This window comes from Spirosoma panaciterrae DSM 21099, assembly GCF_000374025.1.
GTDB classification, from domain to species: Bacteria; Bacteroidota; Bacteroidia; order Cytophagales; family Spirosomataceae; genus Spirosoma; species Spirosoma panaciterrae.
The window spans coordinates 78831-94671 of record NZ_KB893187.1 but is presented as its reverse complement, the minus strand read 5'-3'; the positions used below and the strand labels follow the sequence as shown (position 1 = coordinate 94671).

Sequence of the window (15841 nt, the reverse complement as noted above, 5' to 3'; positions counted from 1 at the left end):
AGTTATCACAAAAACAGGCAGGGCCGGTTGGTAGTTTTGCCTTCAGATTCAATTCATTTTTGACTAATACAACCCCGCAATGGCGTTTCATTTGCCCATTACCAGTCCAGAAAAAGCGGTCTCGGCCATTCAATCCGGCAATCGTGTTTTTATCCACAGTGTTTCACAAACTCCGCATACACTCATTAATGCCATGGTAGCTCGCGCCGATGAACTGCGCGACGTAGAAATATGCCACATGCATACTGAAGGGCCTTTGCCATATCTGGAACGGCAATATCAGGCTTCTTTCAGGCCCAATTCGTTTTTCATTGGGGCCAATATGCGCAAACAGTTGGCCGAAGGCATCGGTGATTACGTTCCTATTTTTCTGAGCGAAATTCACCTGCTCTTCCAGCGTAATATTCTTCCGATCGATGTTGCCCTCGTTCAGGTTTCTCCCCCCGATGAGCATGGCTACTGTTCTTTGGGGGCTTCGGTCGACATCTCGCTGGCGGCCATCCATTCGGCTAAGTACGTCATTGCCCAGATCAACCCTCGGGTTCCGCGTACCCACGGCGATGGCCTGATTCCAGTATCCTTATTGCATGCTGCTGTTGAAGTCGATACGCCTATTTATGAAGTATTGCCTGCTCCCATCAGCGATCTGGACCGAAAGATTGGCCGGTATATTGCCGGACTGGTCGATGATGGCGCTACGCTTCAATTGGGGATTGGTGGGATTCCGAACGCTACTGTAGCCGAACTCATCCATCACAAACGGCTGGGAATCCACACGGAGATGTTCTCTGATGGGGTAATCGATCTGATTGAACGAGGGGTCGTTACGGGCGAACACAAAGCGGTACTCCCCTATCGGGTTGTATCCTCTTTTGTGATGGGCAGCCAGCGGGTTTATGATTTTATCAACGACAACCCCGGTGTAGCCATGAAACAGACCAGCTTTACAAACGATACCGCCATCATCCGACGAAACCCCAGGGTAACGGCTATCAATTCGGCCATTGAGATTGACCTGACGGGTCAGGTTTGCGCCGATACGATTGGGACGTACCAGTATTCAGGTGTTGGCGGACAGATGGATTTTGTTCGGGGCGCAACGCTTTCGGAAGGCGGCAAACCCATCATTGCCCTGGCCTCTACAACCAGCCGGGGAGAAAGCAAAATCGTACCTTTTCTGAAAGAAGGTGCGGGCGTAACTACCACCCGGGCGCACGTACACTACATTGTGACCGAATACGGCATTGCTGATCTGTACGGAAAAAACCTACGTCAACGCGCCTACGCGCTGATCAACATTGCCCACCCCGATCATCGGGAAGCACTGGATCGGCAAGCACACGAACGGTTTAAGTAACGAAAAAAGGATCACCGGATAATTACCCCAGGTTAATCCATTCGGCCGTGATAGCGCTTTCGGCAGCCACCGACTTAGCAAAGGGCAAGTGGCCTTTGGGGGTTAGCAAATAGAGCTGCCCCCCTCCCAGTAAAGCTAATTGGCTAAGCAGTTTGAGCTTGGATATTAATCCATCTACGGGGTCGGTTTTAAGAACGACAGTAAAGTAGGATTTCTGCTCAAATTGCTGAGCCGTTACGTCGGGAATAAAGGTTTGCCCGTCTTGCTGGCGGCCATAGCCACCTGGTTTTGGATAGCCTTCCAGATTGGCCTTAATGTCTACGAAACCACGGGCTCTAGCCCAGGCAACCGCCTGAGTAATGTAAATCTGTTTGCTCATTTGTTGGGTTGAATCGTAAAGAAACGTACTAAGAGAGTTGTTTATGCCTGTATAGAAGCGGTCTGTTTTAGCTCGGAAATGGCCCGTCGGATGTGTCGGTTCAGATAAACCCGCTGGTCATCGATAAAGAAAGCCAGTTCCTCCTCGAATTGAACGTCGAAAAAGCAGCCATTGGCAAAATACCCCCAGCCCGCATTCGCGTATCGATTTACGCGATTTGTAGCAAGTTGACCAGGCTTTTCTGCGGTTAACTCGGGCAAACAATCATGCATCCAGCTAATTAATGAGGTTATATCCTGTATTTTCCCGTTCACCCCCACATCGTCCAGAAAATCGACACGTTTACCGGCTTGATCAGCCAGCGTCAATCCGGTATGGACCGACTTGATAAGCTGGATAAACGCGGGTTTCCAGGGATCGTCTTCGGATGTATTTAGATTCAAAGCGGAAGAATTCAGCGCCGTATCGATCGCCAGTAGGTAATTTTTGAGCGGATTGTTGTTGGGTTGCATAAGTTTGAGTGTGTATACAGTTATTCTTCGGCTGGCTTATACGGATAGACTTCGTACACCATCGCTGATGTAGTTCCATCAGAAAACTGAATGGTTTTCAGCAGACGTAGAATCCCTTGATTATAATCCGTAGGGGTCTGATTGAAGGCCACATAGAACTGACGATACGTCACCTCGGTTTCGTTACCCGATTTGACTTGCAGACTTACTTCAAAGCCATCCGTTTCAATATCCCCTAGCTGAGCACCTTTTGGCAGAGCGACTTCGTTGAAACCGGCAAATAGGATAATTGTAAGGTCCGTAAGCATAAGCAGGCATTTCGTTAGTAACCCGGGCGAAGGCCAAACTGGGGAATCAAGTCGTGCCGTTTAGCGGCTTGGTCAGCCGTCAAATACAAGACTGTACGCGGTATATCCCGTACTAGATAAGGTTTTTTACTGGCTTCAATCTGTTGACGAGCGGCTTGCTGACGTTCTTTTGACGTTACTTTCATGCGTTCTTTAAAATTAAAATTTGATTTTTCGCTGGCTCAGCACCAGACTCCAAACGAAAAGGCCATACACCCTAAGCTAGCTGAGCTTATGCCCTACAGGTGCCAAAGCGACTATCGGAAAAATAGTCCCATCTGCGTTGCGGAAGGGATAACAGTTGGGAGAGAAAAAAGGGAGGTTTACTGCCTGAGTGCGTATGGCAGCCCATTCCGTTTTTCGGATTAAACCCGTGGTGATTTCCGTAAAACGCGACGAATTCCGTTGGGTATCCTTAACGATATGTGCCCAGATCAGATGTAAATCAGCAAGAAGCGGTTTAATCCAGTTGGCAACCAGGTAGTCAATCATAAGCTGGGCATTTGACCGCCGGTTAGTATACACGCAACTACGTATACAGCTTGAACGCGCTTTCAACTAAAAAGATTACAATTTTGGATAGTATTTAGTGAAATTTCTAAAAAATAAGGTAAAAGACCATATTCCATAAAATATATTGAAAATCAATAGGATAGATGAGTTTATATCTCTAGATTTACAAAATCTTAAAAATTAGAAGAATGCAAATAGGAACTGTTAAGTTTTTTAATGAACTCAAAGGATTTGGGTTTATCAGTCCTCAGGACAACCAAGCCGACATCTTCGTTCATGCCTCCGGTCTTATTGATCAAATCCGGGAAAATGACCAGGTGAAGTTCAATGTAATTGATGGTAAGAAGGGCGTAAATGCTGTCGATGTAGAAGTAATTTAATTTGCTTTATATAGATTCAGAAAAGAAAAAACATGCCTGCAGGCATGTTTTTTCTTTTTACTGCTTACTGTTTTTCTGTTTTCTATGCTTTCATCCACTTCACTCCAAGTGCCGGAGCAAGGCTATTGACGAACGAACTGATCAGATCGGTTAGAGTGTACAAGCTATAGGCTCTTCCTATACTTTTTCAAATACCATTCGGTAATGCTCCATTGTTTCCTGCTCAAAACACACCCGATTGGGACTGACCCGAAACACAGCGATCCTATTTCGGAAGGATTTATCGGTCAACAACTTGAGCAGTAGCGAAGCATAGAGCCCATATTTTTTCAGGCTGAAAGCCCGAAATCGTTTTCGCCACTGGCCAATGGTTTCAATATAATCCAGACGACCGCTACTTTTCGAGATGAGTTTAAAATGGGGTTTTGCGTTGTGGATAACTTGTTCGGCCCCATAGGGCAGCCAGGAGCCAGGAAACTGAGCGACCATCAAGGCCAGCGCATAGGATGGCGAATCTTTGGGCGCATCCAGGCTAATTTCAGCAAAAGGGATCATGTTCTTTCCAAAAACCATGGTCTGTATATACGCCCTTCCCCCAACTGGTAGCAGATCATTCAGTTTAGCAAAGAAATCGGAATAAACAACGTCCTGTTGCCCCGCCAGATACTGCTCTACCGAACAGAAATGCTCCATTGCTCCTACGCTACTAATGGCATCGAATGTTCCGTAATCAGCAGGGGTAATCTGGCGGCAGTCTTTAATGTCTACCTTCAGGCCATTTGCCCGACAGGCTATAGCCTGGCCCTGCGAAAGCGTTACACCCTGTCCAATAGCCCCCCGTTCTTTTACATACTGAAGAAAAGGGCCCCACCCACAACCCAGATCCAGGACCCGTGACCCAGGCCTTACGCGCAAGCTATTGGCAATGAATTCGTGTTTTTGGCGCTGCGCCTGTTCCAGCGTAAGTGAGAAATCGCCATTGTACATGGCTCCGCTGAAATCGCCGGTTTGCCCCATGCTCAAACGAAACAGTTTATCAATGGTCGTGTAGGTAAAATCAAGGTCTTGCTGAGAAGCCATACGTCGAGTATTATTGGGTTAATACATTGAAGATAAATCCATAGCGTTAAGGGCTACTAGGCAGGTCGTCCCAGGGTTTGTAACAGGCGATAATGGGAATAGAGCGCTGAACCGAAGCTGCGATTCTCCAGATAAGGCAAACCAAATTCATGGGCGGTACTCCTGACAATAGCCGTAATGGCCGGGTAATGAATATGACAAATCTTTGGAAACAGATGGTGCTCAATCTGGCGGTTTAAACCGCCACAAACAAAGGATGCCAGCGCTGAATGGGGCGCAAAGTTGGCCGTCGTATACAACTGGTGCATCGCCCAAGACTCCTGCATGTTGCCTTTCTCGTCAGGGATAGGAAATGTCGTTCCTTCAACGGTATGGGCCAACTGAAAAACAAGCCCCAATACCAGCCCTTCGGCCAGATGCATGATCAGAAATCCGATGAGTATCTGCCACCAGCTTAAACTAAGCGCAACAAATGGCAGAACCAGAAAGAACAAATAATACAACACTTTAGCTACAAATAGCTTAACGTATTCACGTCGGGGATGCCTGGTTATATCGTGTTGGCCAATCCGGTTTTTAAAGATCTTGACATAATCCTTCCGCAACACCCACGAGAGCGACGCGAGAGCATATAACGGAAAGGTATACCATTGCTGGTAGCGGTGCCAAGGCCGGAGCGGCTCCTGCGGGTCTAGTCTGACCAGTCCCGGAGCAACTTCAATGTCTTCGTCGTGCCCTGGAATGTTGGTAAACGTATGATGAACGATGTTGTGGGTTATTTTCCAAACGTAGGGGTTCGCTCCCAGCAGATAGAAACTTCCACCTAACAATTTATTCACCCAGGGACGGGCCGAAAAAGCGCCATGCAACGCATCATGAGAAACGTTGAAACCGATACACGCAGCAAATACCCCGAGCAAAACAACCAGTACCAGCATGACCCCCATCCCAAACTGATTGGACAGAAGCAGTGCATAGAGCAGGACATAACCCAACAGGAAAAACAGCGTTTTAGCCCACATGGCCCTATTGGCATGGGGCGAAAGTGCACGCTCGCTGAAATAGGCATCGACCCGTCTACGAACGGTACTAAAAAAAGTGGACTTAGTGGTATTCGTAAATTTAAGTTTAGTTGGCATAATAAGCAGTTAAAAGATGAGTTTACCGAAGGGCCAAGCCAACTTATGTCGCTAAGACAGATTTATCCGTTCGGTAGGTGTAGATTCCATGTAGCATGGATTTTCGGTTTATATCTTTCGCAACCAGAGCCCCGACAAACTGGAAATTTTATTATCGCTCCAGTAGTATTGAACAGGTTGTTATTCCGGGTCAGCTCATCCAATACTACAGTCGTGTAGAGTCGTCTTTAGTGCAAACAACCTAAAACCCCTTATGATTACGAGCAGATAGGTACAGGAGTCACCCCTTGTTAAAATTTGAAGGCGCTTGCCAAAACAGGTTTACTATGAACCAGAAATCAAATGGGGCAACTACGTATTGGTTTGTGATAAGTGTATAATCAGGCAACCAATACATGACCAATGAACTGAAGACTAACGGGAATAAAAGTTATTTAAACGTTCGTTATACGAAAGGCTGTAAAAGGGAAAATGAATTTGTTGAAACTAGACTGAAAACGTAATGAAATAAAGGCCGGACAGGCTAAAAGAAGGGAGTCTGCATCGTAAGTGGACTAGTGCATACACTTACAAAAACAACCAGTGTTGTAGCGAGTAAGGTAGATTCACTTAAAAATGAATCACTATTTATGTATTAACTGGCTTCTAGAAAGGTTTGTTCAAAGCCCACCGAGTTTATTAACTAAAAAGTCGGAGAAAACGGGGGTACGTATCCTCGTTTTCTCCGACTCGCTTTTATTCAGGCAACGAGCTTCGCATAAACTGTATGCGCTTACCCCATGCCTTTTGCTATTACATCGTTTTCAACTTATCAATGTTCCGGTAGCTGATGGCAATCGATTCGAGCGGTGGGAGCTTGCAGACATCCTGTTCGACGAAATAGTGCGTCATACCTGCCGTTTTCTTCTCATCGAAAATACGCTGGAAGTTGATGGACCCCGTACCGACCGGAGCAAACGCCCGTTCGGCAGTCTTTTCCATGTCTTTCACATGCCAGAGTGGGAACCGACCGGGGTGCTTTTTGAACAGTGCAACGGGGTCCTGATTGGCAAACGTAGCCCAGTACAGATCCAATTCGAGTTTGACCAGTTTGGGATCGGTGCCGCTCAGGAGTACATCGTACGGCAATTTGCCCTCCATTTCCTTAAATTCGAAATCGTGGTTGTGGTAGCAAAACTGCATGCCAGCGGCTTTAACCACCTCCGCCGATTTATTGAACAGGTCAGCAAATTGCTTATAATCGTCCAGTTTAGTCCGTTCGTTCGGGAACAGGTAGGCACAAACCATGTATTGCTGGCCTAGCGTAGCCGCATCGTCAACGGCGCGCTTCCAGTCGTTGGTTAGCGTACCCTTTACAGTAGGCATCGTTTTTCCGGTCGTATAATGCCCGCTGGGTACAGCCAGACCAAGATTTTTCAGAATGGCCGAAAACTCTTTCGGAGTTTTACCGAAGAATTTCCCATCGGCATACCCAAACAGTTCAACCTCTTTATACCCGATTTCAGCCACTTTTTTAAGGGTACCCTCCGGGTCTTTTGCCATCAAATCACGCAAGGTGTACAACTGCAAACCGACTTTCCTGGGCGACATCGCCAAAGCATCCAGATTGGGCAGAAAAGCTGCCGAGGTTGCCAACGCACCCAGTTTAATAAATTGCCTACGGGTAATGTTCGACGAATGATTCATAATGATGGAGTCGGTTAATGAGAACAGTGGCAGGCTACTTACCTACTCACATAGTGGCTAAAGAAGCAGGAAGTCGGTGTTTACTGTTCTGATTAGTCCTCTACAAAAGGAGAATTAGCCATTGGCCTATTTTTTAATCGCAACTAAATAACGAATCGTTTTAGCATTTCTGCATTCCGTACCGCATTTCCAGCGCCATCGTTGTTGAAATAAACAAATACCTCTTTCCCCATGCTGGCCCATTCATGCAATCGATCGGCCCACCAATGTAAGTCATTGTCGGAGTAAGCGCCACCGTATAAGTGCTGCTTATCAGGCCCATGCATACGTACATACACAAATGGAGCGGTAGCCCGTAGAATACAGGGCAGATGCGCTCCACTCATGATGCAATAGGCGGTCTGATGTTGCTCCAGAAGTTGAAAAATAGATTCCTGCTGCCAGCTCGGATGCCGAAATTCCACAGCAACCCGTAGCCAATGCGGAATTTGGTCCAGAAAATAAGCCAATCGGTCGTAATCGCAGGCTTGATTAGGAGGAAGCTGCACCAGCAACACGGCTCGTTTTTCGCCAAGTTCGTGCCAGCAGGCTTTAATCCGATCCAGCCAGACTTCGGGGGCATACAATCGTTTGGCATGGGTAAGGCCACGGGGCGCTTTTACCGTAAGCAGGAAGTTATGAGGCAAACGCTGCCGCCAACCGGCAAAAGTTGACGGTTTCGGCCAACGGTAAAAACTACTGTTCAGTTCAACCGTCTGAAATCGTTGTATATAATACGCTAGTCGGCGATGAACAGGCGTTTCGGGTGGGTATAACACCCCCTGCCAATGGTCATAGCTCCAGCCTGAGGTACCAATATGGATGCCCATAAAAAAACGGGTAAGGATTTAAAACCTTACCCGTTTGAACGCTCATACTCATAAACTGTTATTTCTTTTTCGAAGCAACTGGCTTACGGGCCGATGAAGAAGCCTGGTAACTGATTTTAAACAGGGTTCCGTGCAGGTCATCTGTCACATATATGGATCCATCGGGGCCCTGTGCCAGTCCGCAAGGGCGGTGCTGAACGGGGCCGGTTGGTTTTTCCAGATCAATGCCTGCAAAATTATCCGCAAAGATTTCCCACGGACCCGATGGTTTACCATTTTTGAATGGGACAAAACCAATCATATACCCCTTGTGAATGGGCTGTGACTGACTATGGAAGGCGATAAACGCTCCATTTCGATAGCGCTCGGGAAACGCCTTGCCGGTATAAAATAGAAGTCCATTCGGACCAAGGTGTGCCGGGAACGCCATGACCGGGTTAATGGCTTTTTCACCCCCGGTTTTCTTTCCATCTCCCCCGTATTCAGGCGCCAGAATCTTCTTCTTCTGCACTGGGTCGTAGTAGATGTAGGGCCAGCCCGCATCATCGCCCTGGTGCAGTTCATACATGGTTTCGGCAGGCAGCTCCGCACTCATTTGGGGTGTATAATACTGCGGATAAAAATCATCGAACTTTCCCCGACCATGCTGCATCACAAACAACGTATTGGTTTTTGTATTCCAGTCGAGTCCGACAACATTTTTCAGTCCAGTGGCATATCGAATACCATCACCATAGGTTTGGTTAGACGCATCGGCTTTAAATCGCCAGATACCGGCTGCCGAATCCAGAATAGTACAGGGCGTCATCCCTTTGCCCGTACCCGCTTCCCGGCAGGCATCATTGTAGGAAGCTACGTTGACATAGACGTAATTCTGATTATCGACAGCGATGGATTTCGACTGATCCCGATCTCGAAGAACCAACCCTGATACTAATTTTTCGGGTTGATCGGGGCTAATAACTTCTTCATTTGCATCCAGCTTGTACCGAAAAATGCTGTTATTCGAAGAAGTGTAGAGATAGCCATTTTTAAGGAATATCCCCGTACCTGGGTAGTCGCCAAATCCAACCCGCTCGTCGATCAGGCCATCTTTGTTGGTATCCCGTAACCGATACACCCCTTTCCCATCCTTCAACTTTGACAGCTTCACATAAATATCTCCCTTTTGAGTAATGGCAATGTGTCGGGCTGGCCCCAAATCTTCAGCAATGATGGTCCCGGTAAAGCCAGACGGTAATTTTAAGGCCAGCGGAGCATCCGTTTTCTTCACTGTGGGATGTACAGGTCGGAGGGGTCTGTTGGGCGGGGTTGTAGTGTTACCATCTGTGACTACCAGCGTAGCCAGCAGACCTAAGATGCCCAAAAAAGATTTATTCATGGTTTTCAAAAAAATAATAAATTAGCCAGGCTGAGTTGTTTTAAGCCACCGGATTAAAAGCGATTTTTCGCCTGAACATACTGAAATAGCCCGGAGTCGATCACCTGCAAAAACGCCGTGTCAGGGTTTACCTCCCAACACGGCGTTCTACGATAAGCAAACATATCCCAAAAAAGCAGGTTATACTAGTCCTTTTTTCAAGCCTTTGACTGCATAATCGGCGGCACGAGCTGTGAGCGCCATATAGGTTAGCGACGGGTTTTGAGTGGATGTTGAGGTCATACAGGCCCCATCGGTCACAAACACGTTTTTACAATGGTGAACCTGATTCCATTTATTAAGAATCGATGTCTTGGGATCTTTACCCATGCGGGCACCACCCATCTCGTGAATATCGAGTCCAGGATTCCGGTGATCGTCGCGAACACGAATGTTTTTGAAACCAGCTTCGGTAAACATTTCCGTCAGTTGCTCCTGATAATCTTTCACCATCTTATCGTCGTTATCGTCATACGCGATGGCTATTTTCAGTTGCGGAATACCATATGGATCTTTCAGGGTTGGGTCGAGTGCCACATAGTTGGTTTCTTTAGGAATGGTTTCGCCCATCATATGCGAGCCTACGTACCAACCACCCAACTTCGGATTAAGCAGGCTTTCTTTCAGGTCGGCTCCTACTCCACTCTGATCGGTCCGTGAACTACGGCCAGCCGAGAAACCGGCCGCATACCCCCGCAGGAAATTCGTTTCCTGCTTTTCGACGTTGCGGAAACGGGGAATATACGGACTATTCGGACGGCGACCGTCGGTAGTTGAATCCAGATCCCCATCGTACTCGGCTGAAATACCAGCCCGGTAATTATGGAAAGCAACGTACTTACCCAGTACCCCACTATCGTTGCCGAGCCCATTGGGGAAACGATGCGAAGTCGAGTTCAGCAGAACCAGATTGGAGTTCAGCGCGGCCGCATTGAGGAAAATGATGCGGGCATAAAACTCATGCATTTGTTTGGTCTGCGTATCCACGACCCGAACGCCCGTTGCCCGACCTTTTGCTTCGTCGTAGATAATTGAATGAACGGTCGAATGGGGTCGTAGCGTCATTTTACCCGTTTTGGCTGCCCACGGAATCGTACTGGCGTTGCTACTGAAATAACCACCAAATGGGCACCCCCGCTCGCAAATGGTTCGGTGCTGACATTGCGCCCGCCCCTGCTGGAAATGAATGGGCTGGGGCTGGGTGATGTGGGCCGCCCGACCCATAATTACGTGCCGATCTTTGTACTTGGCCGCTATTTTTTTCTGAAAATATTTTTCAACACAGTTCCACTCGTGCGGAGGCAAAAATTCACCATCGGGCAATGTGGCCAGGCCATCCTTATTTCCCGTAATACCCGCAAACTTCTCGACATAACTGTACCAGGGGGCAATATCGGCATACCGGATTGGCCAGTCGACGGCATACCCATCGCGGGCAGGCCCCTGAAAATCGAAGTCGCTCCACCGCTGGGTCTGTCGTGCCCACAGGAGCGATTTTCCACCTACCTGATAGCCCCGAATCCAGTCGAAGGGTTTTTCCTGAACATAGGGGTGCTCGGCATCTTTCACAAAAAATTGCTCGGTACCTTCATAGAAGGCGTAGCATTTGCTGACAATAGGGTTGGCCTCCCGAATATCCCGCTTAAGCTGATTCCGGTGTTCAAACTCCCAGGGCTGCATGTTGGTTGTCGGGTAATCGGTCACATGCCGAACATCGCGGCCCCGTTCGAGTACCAGCGTACGCAATCCTTTTGTTGTCAGTTCTTTGGCTGCCCAGCCTCCACTGATACCCGAACCAATCACAATGGCATCATAGGTATTCTGAGCCTGCGCGTCAATATTGAAATAAGACATAGTTTATTGGAGTGAGGAGCGAGGAGTTAGGAGCGAGCATGAGGGATGCGAAAGCAGACGGATGCGCCAGCCATTCTCACCGTTTCGGGCCCGGTTCTACCTTCCCGCTCCTGTTTACTTTTTAGAAACAGGTACACAGCCGTAGTAATGGCCGGGAATAAACTGGTAATGGGTGAGGTTGGTCATCACATACTCCGAAGTCATATAGCCACGGATGGTCAGGCCTTTCACTAACGAGTAGAAGTCTTTCTGAGCCGAATCGTCCGATTTTGCCAGTTGCGTCATTAAGCCTGTGCGCTGGGCAACATCGCCCTGAGCAAATGCCTTCCCGAACGATTTCTGGGCCCATCCATCGAGGGAGTCAAGACCATTTTTGAACCGATCCTGTGCGGTTTTGTCATAACAGTCGGCTACCATTTTCTGCACAAACTGATGAACATTCAAGGCTTTCGCTCCTGGCGTGTCCGTTGCCGGAATAATTGTTTCGACCATTTCGGCCAGCAATTCAGTCTGCCCATACGTAATAAACAGTTGCGATGAGCGAATCGATTCGGCCGTCCAGCCATTTGCCCAGGCAGGCAGGCTAATTAGCCCTCCGACGGCACCCGCCATCGTTTTTAATGCATTGCGTCTTTCCACAGGTTTTGCTTACACTACTGGTTAAGTTGGTACTAACTATTCTTGTAAAGATACAACGTAAATACTCTTACTGTATGCGGCTGCCTGGCAACGCGGGTAGCCATCGGCATTATTCCGCAAAAATTTCGCGATCCGACCCACGTTACTAAACGGGTAAAGGACTTTTTTAGAACCCCCTGGTCGTGGTGTCAGGTTATAAAACCTTGCGGTATCAGATGCTTACATTTGACGGCATCCAATCGTGCTAAAACAGGGGTTAGAGAAAGCCCTCTATCCGTTTATTAAACCTTGATTAAATACGATGCAAACGAATGCCTATTGCAACATTCACTATCGTAGTTACGTATTCCTTAGTAGATAAGCAGTTTAACTTATTCGACTTAATCTATAGAACTATAAGTTATGAATTACGTACATAGCGTAACAAAGTATCTACTTACCAACCGTACTTTGGGGTTTCGGTGGTTATTCGTGGCCGGATTTATCGTGTCGGTATCTGCCTGCCAGCAAAAATCAGAGGATGTTACACCTCAGGCGTCGGCCACAACCAATGATAATACCACGATCAACGACTGGATCTTGCAGAATATGCAGGAGGTCTATTACTGGAACGATAAGATACCAGCCAATCCAGATAAAACGCTCTCACCCGACTTATTTTTCGACTCACTCCTGAATAAATACGACGCCACGACCAACCCGACCGGCGACCGTTTTTCGTGGATTGAACAAGACGCCAACACCCTTACGGCCGAACTAAGCGGACAAACCACCACAACAGGCATGGAATTCAACCTGTATTTGCGTTCGTCGGGGTCTACCAGTGTGATTGCTCAGGTACTGTATGTCCTACCCGGCTCACCAGCCGCCACTGCTGGCATCAAACGGGGCGACATTATCTCGAAAGTAAATGGCCAGTCGATAACCACGTCTAATTATTCTGACCTATTGTTTTCAGGAACCAACTTCACATTTGGTTTTGCTACGGTGAGTGGCTCGTCGCTGGTCGATACCGACAAAACCATTAGTGTAACCGCCACCACTTTTCAGGAAAACCCGGTCTTTCTGGATTCGGTGTACACAGTTGGCAGCAAAAAAATAGGGTATCTGGTTTACAATCAGTTCGTTCCTGGTGCGAATGGGAGTGATGCGGGTGAATACGATGCCCAGGTCGACGCGGTTTTCAGCAACTTTAAGACGCAGGGAGTCAACGAACTCGTTCTTGACTTACGCTACAATCCGGGTGGTTATACATCTTCATCGGCCAATCTGGCTAGCCTGATTGGCAAGGGGATCAGTTCCAGCAAATTGTATTTCCGCGAAGAATGGAACAGTTCGATTACCCCTGAACTGCAAAAAGCGTATGGCTCCAGCTTTTTCATCCAGAACTTCCTCGATAAATCGCAGAATATCGGCGCCAACCTATCGCGGGTATTTGTATTGACCACCGACCATACAGCCTCGGCCAGTGAACTTATCATCAACGGCTTGCGCCCCTATATGACGGTAACCACCATTGGCACAACAACATATGGAAAAAATGTTGGCTCCATCACCATTACCGACGACACTGGCAAAATCAAATGGGGCATGCAACCGATTGTGTTCAAATCGTATAACAGCGCCGGTACGTCGGATTATTCCACTGGGTTTACACCGAATGTAGAAGTAAATGAGCCGATCAATCTGTTACCCCTGGGCGATACCAACGAAGCACTGCTGAAAGCGGCTTTGAGCCAGATTTCGGGCAGTACGGCCAACGGCCGCCAGGCTGCCATCGCAGGAAATTCGTTGCCACAGATCGGGTCGTCTATTCAGCGGAAAGCGGGTGGAAAATCGATGATTCGTCCAATCAAAAGCCTGAACTTGTAGAGCATCCTGATGATTTTCAGTGAGACTTCATGCTGTAGCTTAACATTTTTTAACAGATGCTTTTCCCAACGGCCATCACAGAAAGCGGGTCTTTGTGTCATGGCCGTTGGGCTTTTTTAATCTGTTGTTAACCCAGCTACGTATAATTAAGAATTTTTATGAATGAGACTCATTGGTTAGTAACCCCCGTTTACTGTAATTTTGCAGGAATTAATTGATACCGTTTGCTTCCTGAATCAGCCAGTCAATTCGTTAGATCAGGACAATCAGGCTGTCGATACCGTCGTTTTTAATGCAAATAGGTGTACCTTTACGTTTTCGTTCGTTTGATCACGCTCGTTTTTCATGATTCATTTACCATTTCGATTTCTTTCGGCTCAAAGCTCCCAGTCGGAATCTGTATCATCTGAGACTCCTTTCTCTACCCACAAGAAGACCTCACGTGTCAACTGGATATTAGGCCTGCTCTGCGCAGGTTGGGCAGGAACACTCATTGGCTGTTCCACATCAGATACCGTATCAACGCTGGGCGACTGGACGGTAAAATCCGAACTAGAAGGTGTGGCTCGATTTGGTGCCGCCAGTTTTGTATCCGGCAACATCGCCTACATGGGCACAGGGGCAGACGCGAGTAACAACCGTCTGAAAGATTTCTGGGCGTATGATCCTTCGCGAAATGCCTGGACACAAAAAGCCGACTTTGGTGGGGCTGCCCGTAACATCGGTGTAGGCTTTGCTGTAGGTACAAAAGGCTACATTGGCACTGGTATCAACGCCAATGGCGACCGCCTGAAAGATTTCTGGGAATACAATACCGCCACAAATACCTGGAAGCAGGTAACCGATTTCGGTGGTACTGCCCGTCAGGCAGCCGTCGCCTTTACCATTGGCACCAAAGGATACGTAGGTACTGGTTTCGATGGCAACTACCTCAAAGACATCTGGTCGTATGACCCAACGGCTAATGCCTGGACGAAAGTAGCCAGCTATGGCGGTTCGAAACGGATGGGTGCCGTTGCCTTTGTTATCAACAACAAAGCGTATGTGGGTACGGGCAACAACAATGCTATCGTACAGAAGGATTGGTACGAATATGACCCGGCGCAGGATCTGTGGACGCAAAAGGCCGACTTCACAACCGATCAGTCGACTATTGCCCGTAGCAATGGTATTGGGTTCTCCATTAACGGTTTGGGATACATTGTTACCGGCGATGGGACAACAGCAACGAAAGATGTTTGGGAATACAATCCCTCGACCGATACCTGGGCAACCAGAGGTGTGTTTGAAGGGGCTACGCGTTCGTACGGTGTAGGCTTTGCGATCGGCAGTAAGGGATACGTTACAACGGGCCGTAATGGTACCTCCCCCCTTGATGATCTGTGGGATTTTGATCCAACGGTTGCTCAGGTACAGTAATGCCAGTTGCCTCTACGCCTACGCAACCCAAACGGTCACGAGCACGTCTTATCCAGCAGGGATTGTTGTTGATACTGGTTGGTCTAGCCTGTCTGACAGTCTACCAAGTGTATAAACAGCGTGAATCTGACATTCGGGTTGAGGTAATCAAAACACCAGGAGGCTGGGGCTACGACATACTGAAAAACAATAAACTGGTTATCCATCAGCCTACCATCCCGGGTCAGCCCGGAATGGTAGGCTTTACCAGCCAGGAACAGGCCCAGCGGGTTGGTGAACGGGTGGTTGAAAAAATTAAGCAGACGAAGGCCCTGCCGACGCTGACTAACGAAGAGTTACGCCAATTAGGCGTAAAAATTCCCTGAATTCTTTACA

Annotated in this window: 17 protein-coding genes; 5 read left to right on the top strand and 12 right to left on the bottom strand. The window is 47.9% G+C overall.

Features of this window, described 5'->3' with window-relative positions:
- Nucleotides 1-79 precede the first annotated feature (79 nt).
- Nucleotides 80-1357, top strand: a complete 1278-nt coding sequence (locus tag B153_RS0117660; protein WP_020598068.1) for an acetyl-CoA hydrolase/transferase family protein — start codon at nucleotides 80-82, stop codon at nucleotides 1355-1357.
- A gap of 22 nt (nucleotides 1358-1379) precedes the next feature.
- Here B153_RS0117660 and B153_RS0117655 read toward each other — a convergent pair whose 3' ends face one another.
- From B153_RS0117655 to B153_RS0117635, 5 genes are all read right to left on the bottom strand, one after another.
- Nucleotides 1380-1736 (bottom strand): hypothetical protein, encoded by a 357-nt coding sequence (locus B153_RS0117655; RefSeq protein WP_020598067.1) that lies wholly within the window; start codon nucleotides 1734-1736, stop codon nucleotides 1380-1382.
- A gap of 41 nt (nucleotides 1737-1777) precedes the next feature.
- Nucleotides 1778-2248, bottom strand: a complete 471-nt coding sequence (locus B153_RS0117650; RefSeq protein WP_020598066.1) for a hypothetical protein — start codon at nucleotides 2246-2248, stop codon at nucleotides 1778-1780.
- Nucleotides 2249-2268: 20 nt separating this feature from the next.
- Nucleotides 2269-2556, bottom strand: a complete 288-nt coding sequence (locus tag B153_RS0117645) for a hypothetical protein (RefSeq protein ID WP_020598065.1) — start codon at nucleotides 2554-2556, stop codon at nucleotides 2269-2271.
- A gap of 14 nt (nucleotides 2557-2570) precedes the next feature.
- Nucleotides 2571-2741, bottom strand: a complete 171-nt coding sequence (locus B153_RS38010) for a hypothetical protein (RefSeq protein WP_020598064.1) — start codon at nucleotides 2739-2741, stop codon at nucleotides 2571-2573.
- 76 nt (nucleotides 2742-2817) lie between these two features.
- The gene (locus tag B153_RS0117635; RefSeq protein ID WP_020598063.1) at nucleotides 2818-3087 is read right to left on the bottom strand and encodes a hypothetical protein; all 270 of its coding nucleotides are present in this window, start codon (nucleotides 3085-3087) and stop codon (nucleotides 2818-2820) included.
- A 209-nt stretch (nucleotides 3088-3296) separates the two neighbouring features.
- On the opposite strand from B153_RS0117635, the gene B153_RS0117630 reads away from it, so the two are divergent.
- Nucleotides 3297-3488, top strand: a complete 192-nt coding sequence (locus B153_RS0117630) for a cold-shock protein (protein ID WP_020598062.1) — start codon at nucleotides 3297-3299, stop codon at nucleotides 3486-3488.
- Nucleotides 3489-3665: 177 nt separating this feature from the next.
- On the opposite strand, the gene B153_RS0117625 is transcribed toward B153_RS0117630, so the two are convergent.
- From B153_RS0117625 to B153_RS0117590, 7 genes are all read right to left on the bottom strand, one after another.
- On the bottom strand, nucleotides 3666-4568 hold the full coding sequence (locus B153_RS0117625; protein WP_020598061.1) for an SAM-dependent methyltransferase: 903 nt from the start codon (nucleotides 4566-4568) through the stop codon (nucleotides 3666-3668).
- Between the two features lie 56 nt (nucleotides 4569-4624).
- Nucleotides 4625-5707 (bottom strand): fatty acid desaturase family protein, encoded by a 1083-nt coding sequence (locus B153_RS0117620; RefSeq protein ID WP_026262238.1) that lies wholly within the window; start codon nucleotides 5705-5707, stop codon nucleotides 4625-4627.
- Between the two features lie 792 nt (nucleotides 5708-6499).
- On the bottom strand, nucleotides 6500-7393 hold the full coding sequence (locus tag B153_RS0117610) for a sugar phosphate isomerase/epimerase family protein (RefSeq protein WP_020598057.1): 894 nt from the start codon (nucleotides 7391-7393) through the stop codon (nucleotides 6500-6502).
- Nucleotides 7394-7536: 143 nt separating this feature from the next.
- Nucleotides 7537-8262, bottom strand: a complete 726-nt coding sequence (locus tag B153_RS0117605; RefSeq protein ID WP_020598056.1) for a DUF72 domain-containing protein — start codon at nucleotides 8260-8262, stop codon at nucleotides 7537-7539.
- A gap of 58 nt (nucleotides 8263-8320) precedes the next feature.
- Complete coding sequence (locus B153_RS0117600) at nucleotides 8321-9643, bottom strand: PQQ-dependent sugar dehydrogenase (protein WP_040761630.1); 1323 nt, start codon at nucleotides 9641-9643, stop codon at nucleotides 8321-8323.
- Nucleotides 9644-9823: 180 nt separating this feature from the next.
- Complete coding sequence (locus tag B153_RS0117595; RefSeq protein WP_020598054.1) at nucleotides 9824-11536, bottom strand: GMC oxidoreductase; 1713 nt, start codon at nucleotides 11534-11536, stop codon at nucleotides 9824-9826.
- Nucleotides 11537-11650: 114 nt separating this feature from the next.
- On the bottom strand, nucleotides 11651-12148 hold the full coding sequence (locus B153_RS0117590; RefSeq protein ID WP_020598053.1) for a gluconate 2-dehydrogenase subunit 3 family protein: 498 nt from the start codon (nucleotides 12146-12148) through the stop codon (nucleotides 11651-11653).
- Between the two features lie 429 nt (nucleotides 12149-12577).
- Between B153_RS0117590 and B153_RS0117585 the strand changes: the two genes are divergently transcribed.
- The 3 genes from B153_RS0117585 (at nucleotide 12578) to B153_RS0117570 (ending at nucleotide 15831) form a co-directional block, all read left to right on the top strand.
- Nucleotides 12578-14047, top strand: coding sequence for a S41 family peptidase (locus B153_RS0117585; protein WP_020598052.1), 1470 nt, complete (start codon nucleotides 12578-12580; stop codon nucleotides 14045-14047).
- A 345-nt stretch (nucleotides 14048-14392) separates the two neighbouring features.
- Complete coding sequence (locus B153_RS0117575; protein ID WP_020598051.1) at nucleotides 14393-15466, top strand: Kelch repeat-containing protein; 1074 nt, start codon at nucleotides 14393-14395, stop codon at nucleotides 15464-15466.
- Nucleotides 15466-15831: a DUF4907 domain-containing protein gene (locus B153_RS0117570; protein WP_020598050.1), complete on the top strand. Its 366-nt coding sequence runs from the start codon at nucleotides 15466-15468 to the stop codon at nucleotides 15829-15831. The genes B153_RS0117575 and B153_RS0117570 overlap by 1 nt, the downstream gene beginning before the upstream one ends.
- Nucleotides 15832-15841: the final 10 nt, after the last annotated feature.

Bases quoted from the DNA above. Each gene is read 5' to 3' on its own strand.
- B153_RS0117590 (WP_020598053.1), bottom strand. From the start codon at position 12,148: ATGGCGGGTGCCGTCGGAGGGCTAATTAGCCTGCCTGCCTGGGCAAAT.
- B153_RS0117650 (WP_020598066.1), bottom strand. From the start codon at position 2,248: ATGCAACCCAACAACAATCCGCTCAAAAATTACCTACTGGCGATCGAT.
- B153_RS0117585 (WP_020598052.1), top strand. From the start codon at position 12,578: ATGAATTACGTACATAGCGTAACAAAGTATCTACTTACCAACCGTACT.
- B153_RS0117625 (WP_020598061.1), bottom strand. From the start codon at position 4,568: ATGGCTTCTCAGCAAGACCTTGATTTTACCTACACGACCATTGATAAA.
- B153_RS0117645 (WP_020598065.1), bottom strand. From the start codon at position 2,556: ATGCTTACGGACCTTACAATTATCCTATTTGCCGGTTTCAACGAAGTC.
- B153_RS0117635 (WP_020598063.1), bottom strand. From the start codon at position 3,087: ATGATTGACTACCTGGTTGCCAACTGGATTAAACCGCTTCTTGCTGAT.
- B153_RS0117570 (WP_020598050.1), top strand. From the start codon at position 15,466: ATGCCAGTTGCCTCTACGCCTACGCAACCCAAACGGTCACGAGCACGT.
- B153_RS0117620 (WP_026262238.1), bottom strand. From the start codon at position 5,707: ATGCCAACTAAACTTAAATTTACGAATACCACTAAGTCCACTTTTTTT.
- B153_RS0117595 (WP_020598054.1), bottom strand. From the start codon at position 11,536: ATGTCTTATTTCAATATTGACGCGCAGGCTCAGAATACCTATGATGCC.
- B153_RS0117575 (WP_020598051.1), top strand. From the start codon at position 14,393: ATGATTCATTTACCATTTCGATTTCTTTCGGCTCAAAGCTCCCAGTCG.
- B153_RS0117610 (WP_020598057.1), bottom strand. From the start codon at position 7,393: ATGAATCATTCGTCGAACATTACCCGTAGGCAATTTATTAAACTGGGT.
- B153_RS38010 (WP_020598064.1), bottom strand. From the start codon at position 2,741: ATGAAAGTAACGTCAAAAGAACGTCAGCAAGCCGCTCGTCAACAGATT.
- B153_RS0117655 (WP_020598067.1), bottom strand. From the start codon at position 1,736: ATGAGCAAACAGATTTACATTACTCAGGCGGTTGCCTGGGCTAGAGCC.
- B153_RS0117630 (WP_020598062.1), top strand. From the start codon at position 3,297: ATGCAAATAGGAACTGTTAAGTTTTTTAATGAACTCAAAGGATTTGGG.
- B153_RS0117605 (WP_020598056.1), bottom strand. From the start codon at position 8,262: ATGGGCATCCATATTGGTACCTCAGGCTGGAGCTATGACCATTGGCAG.
- B153_RS0117600 (WP_040761630.1), bottom strand. From the start codon at position 9,643: ATGAATAAATCTTTTTTGGGCATCTTAGGTCTGCTGGCTACGCTGGTA.
- B153_RS0117660 (WP_020598068.1), top strand. From the start codon at position 80: ATGGCGTTTCATTTGCCCATTACCAGTCCAGAAAAAGCGGTCTCGGCC.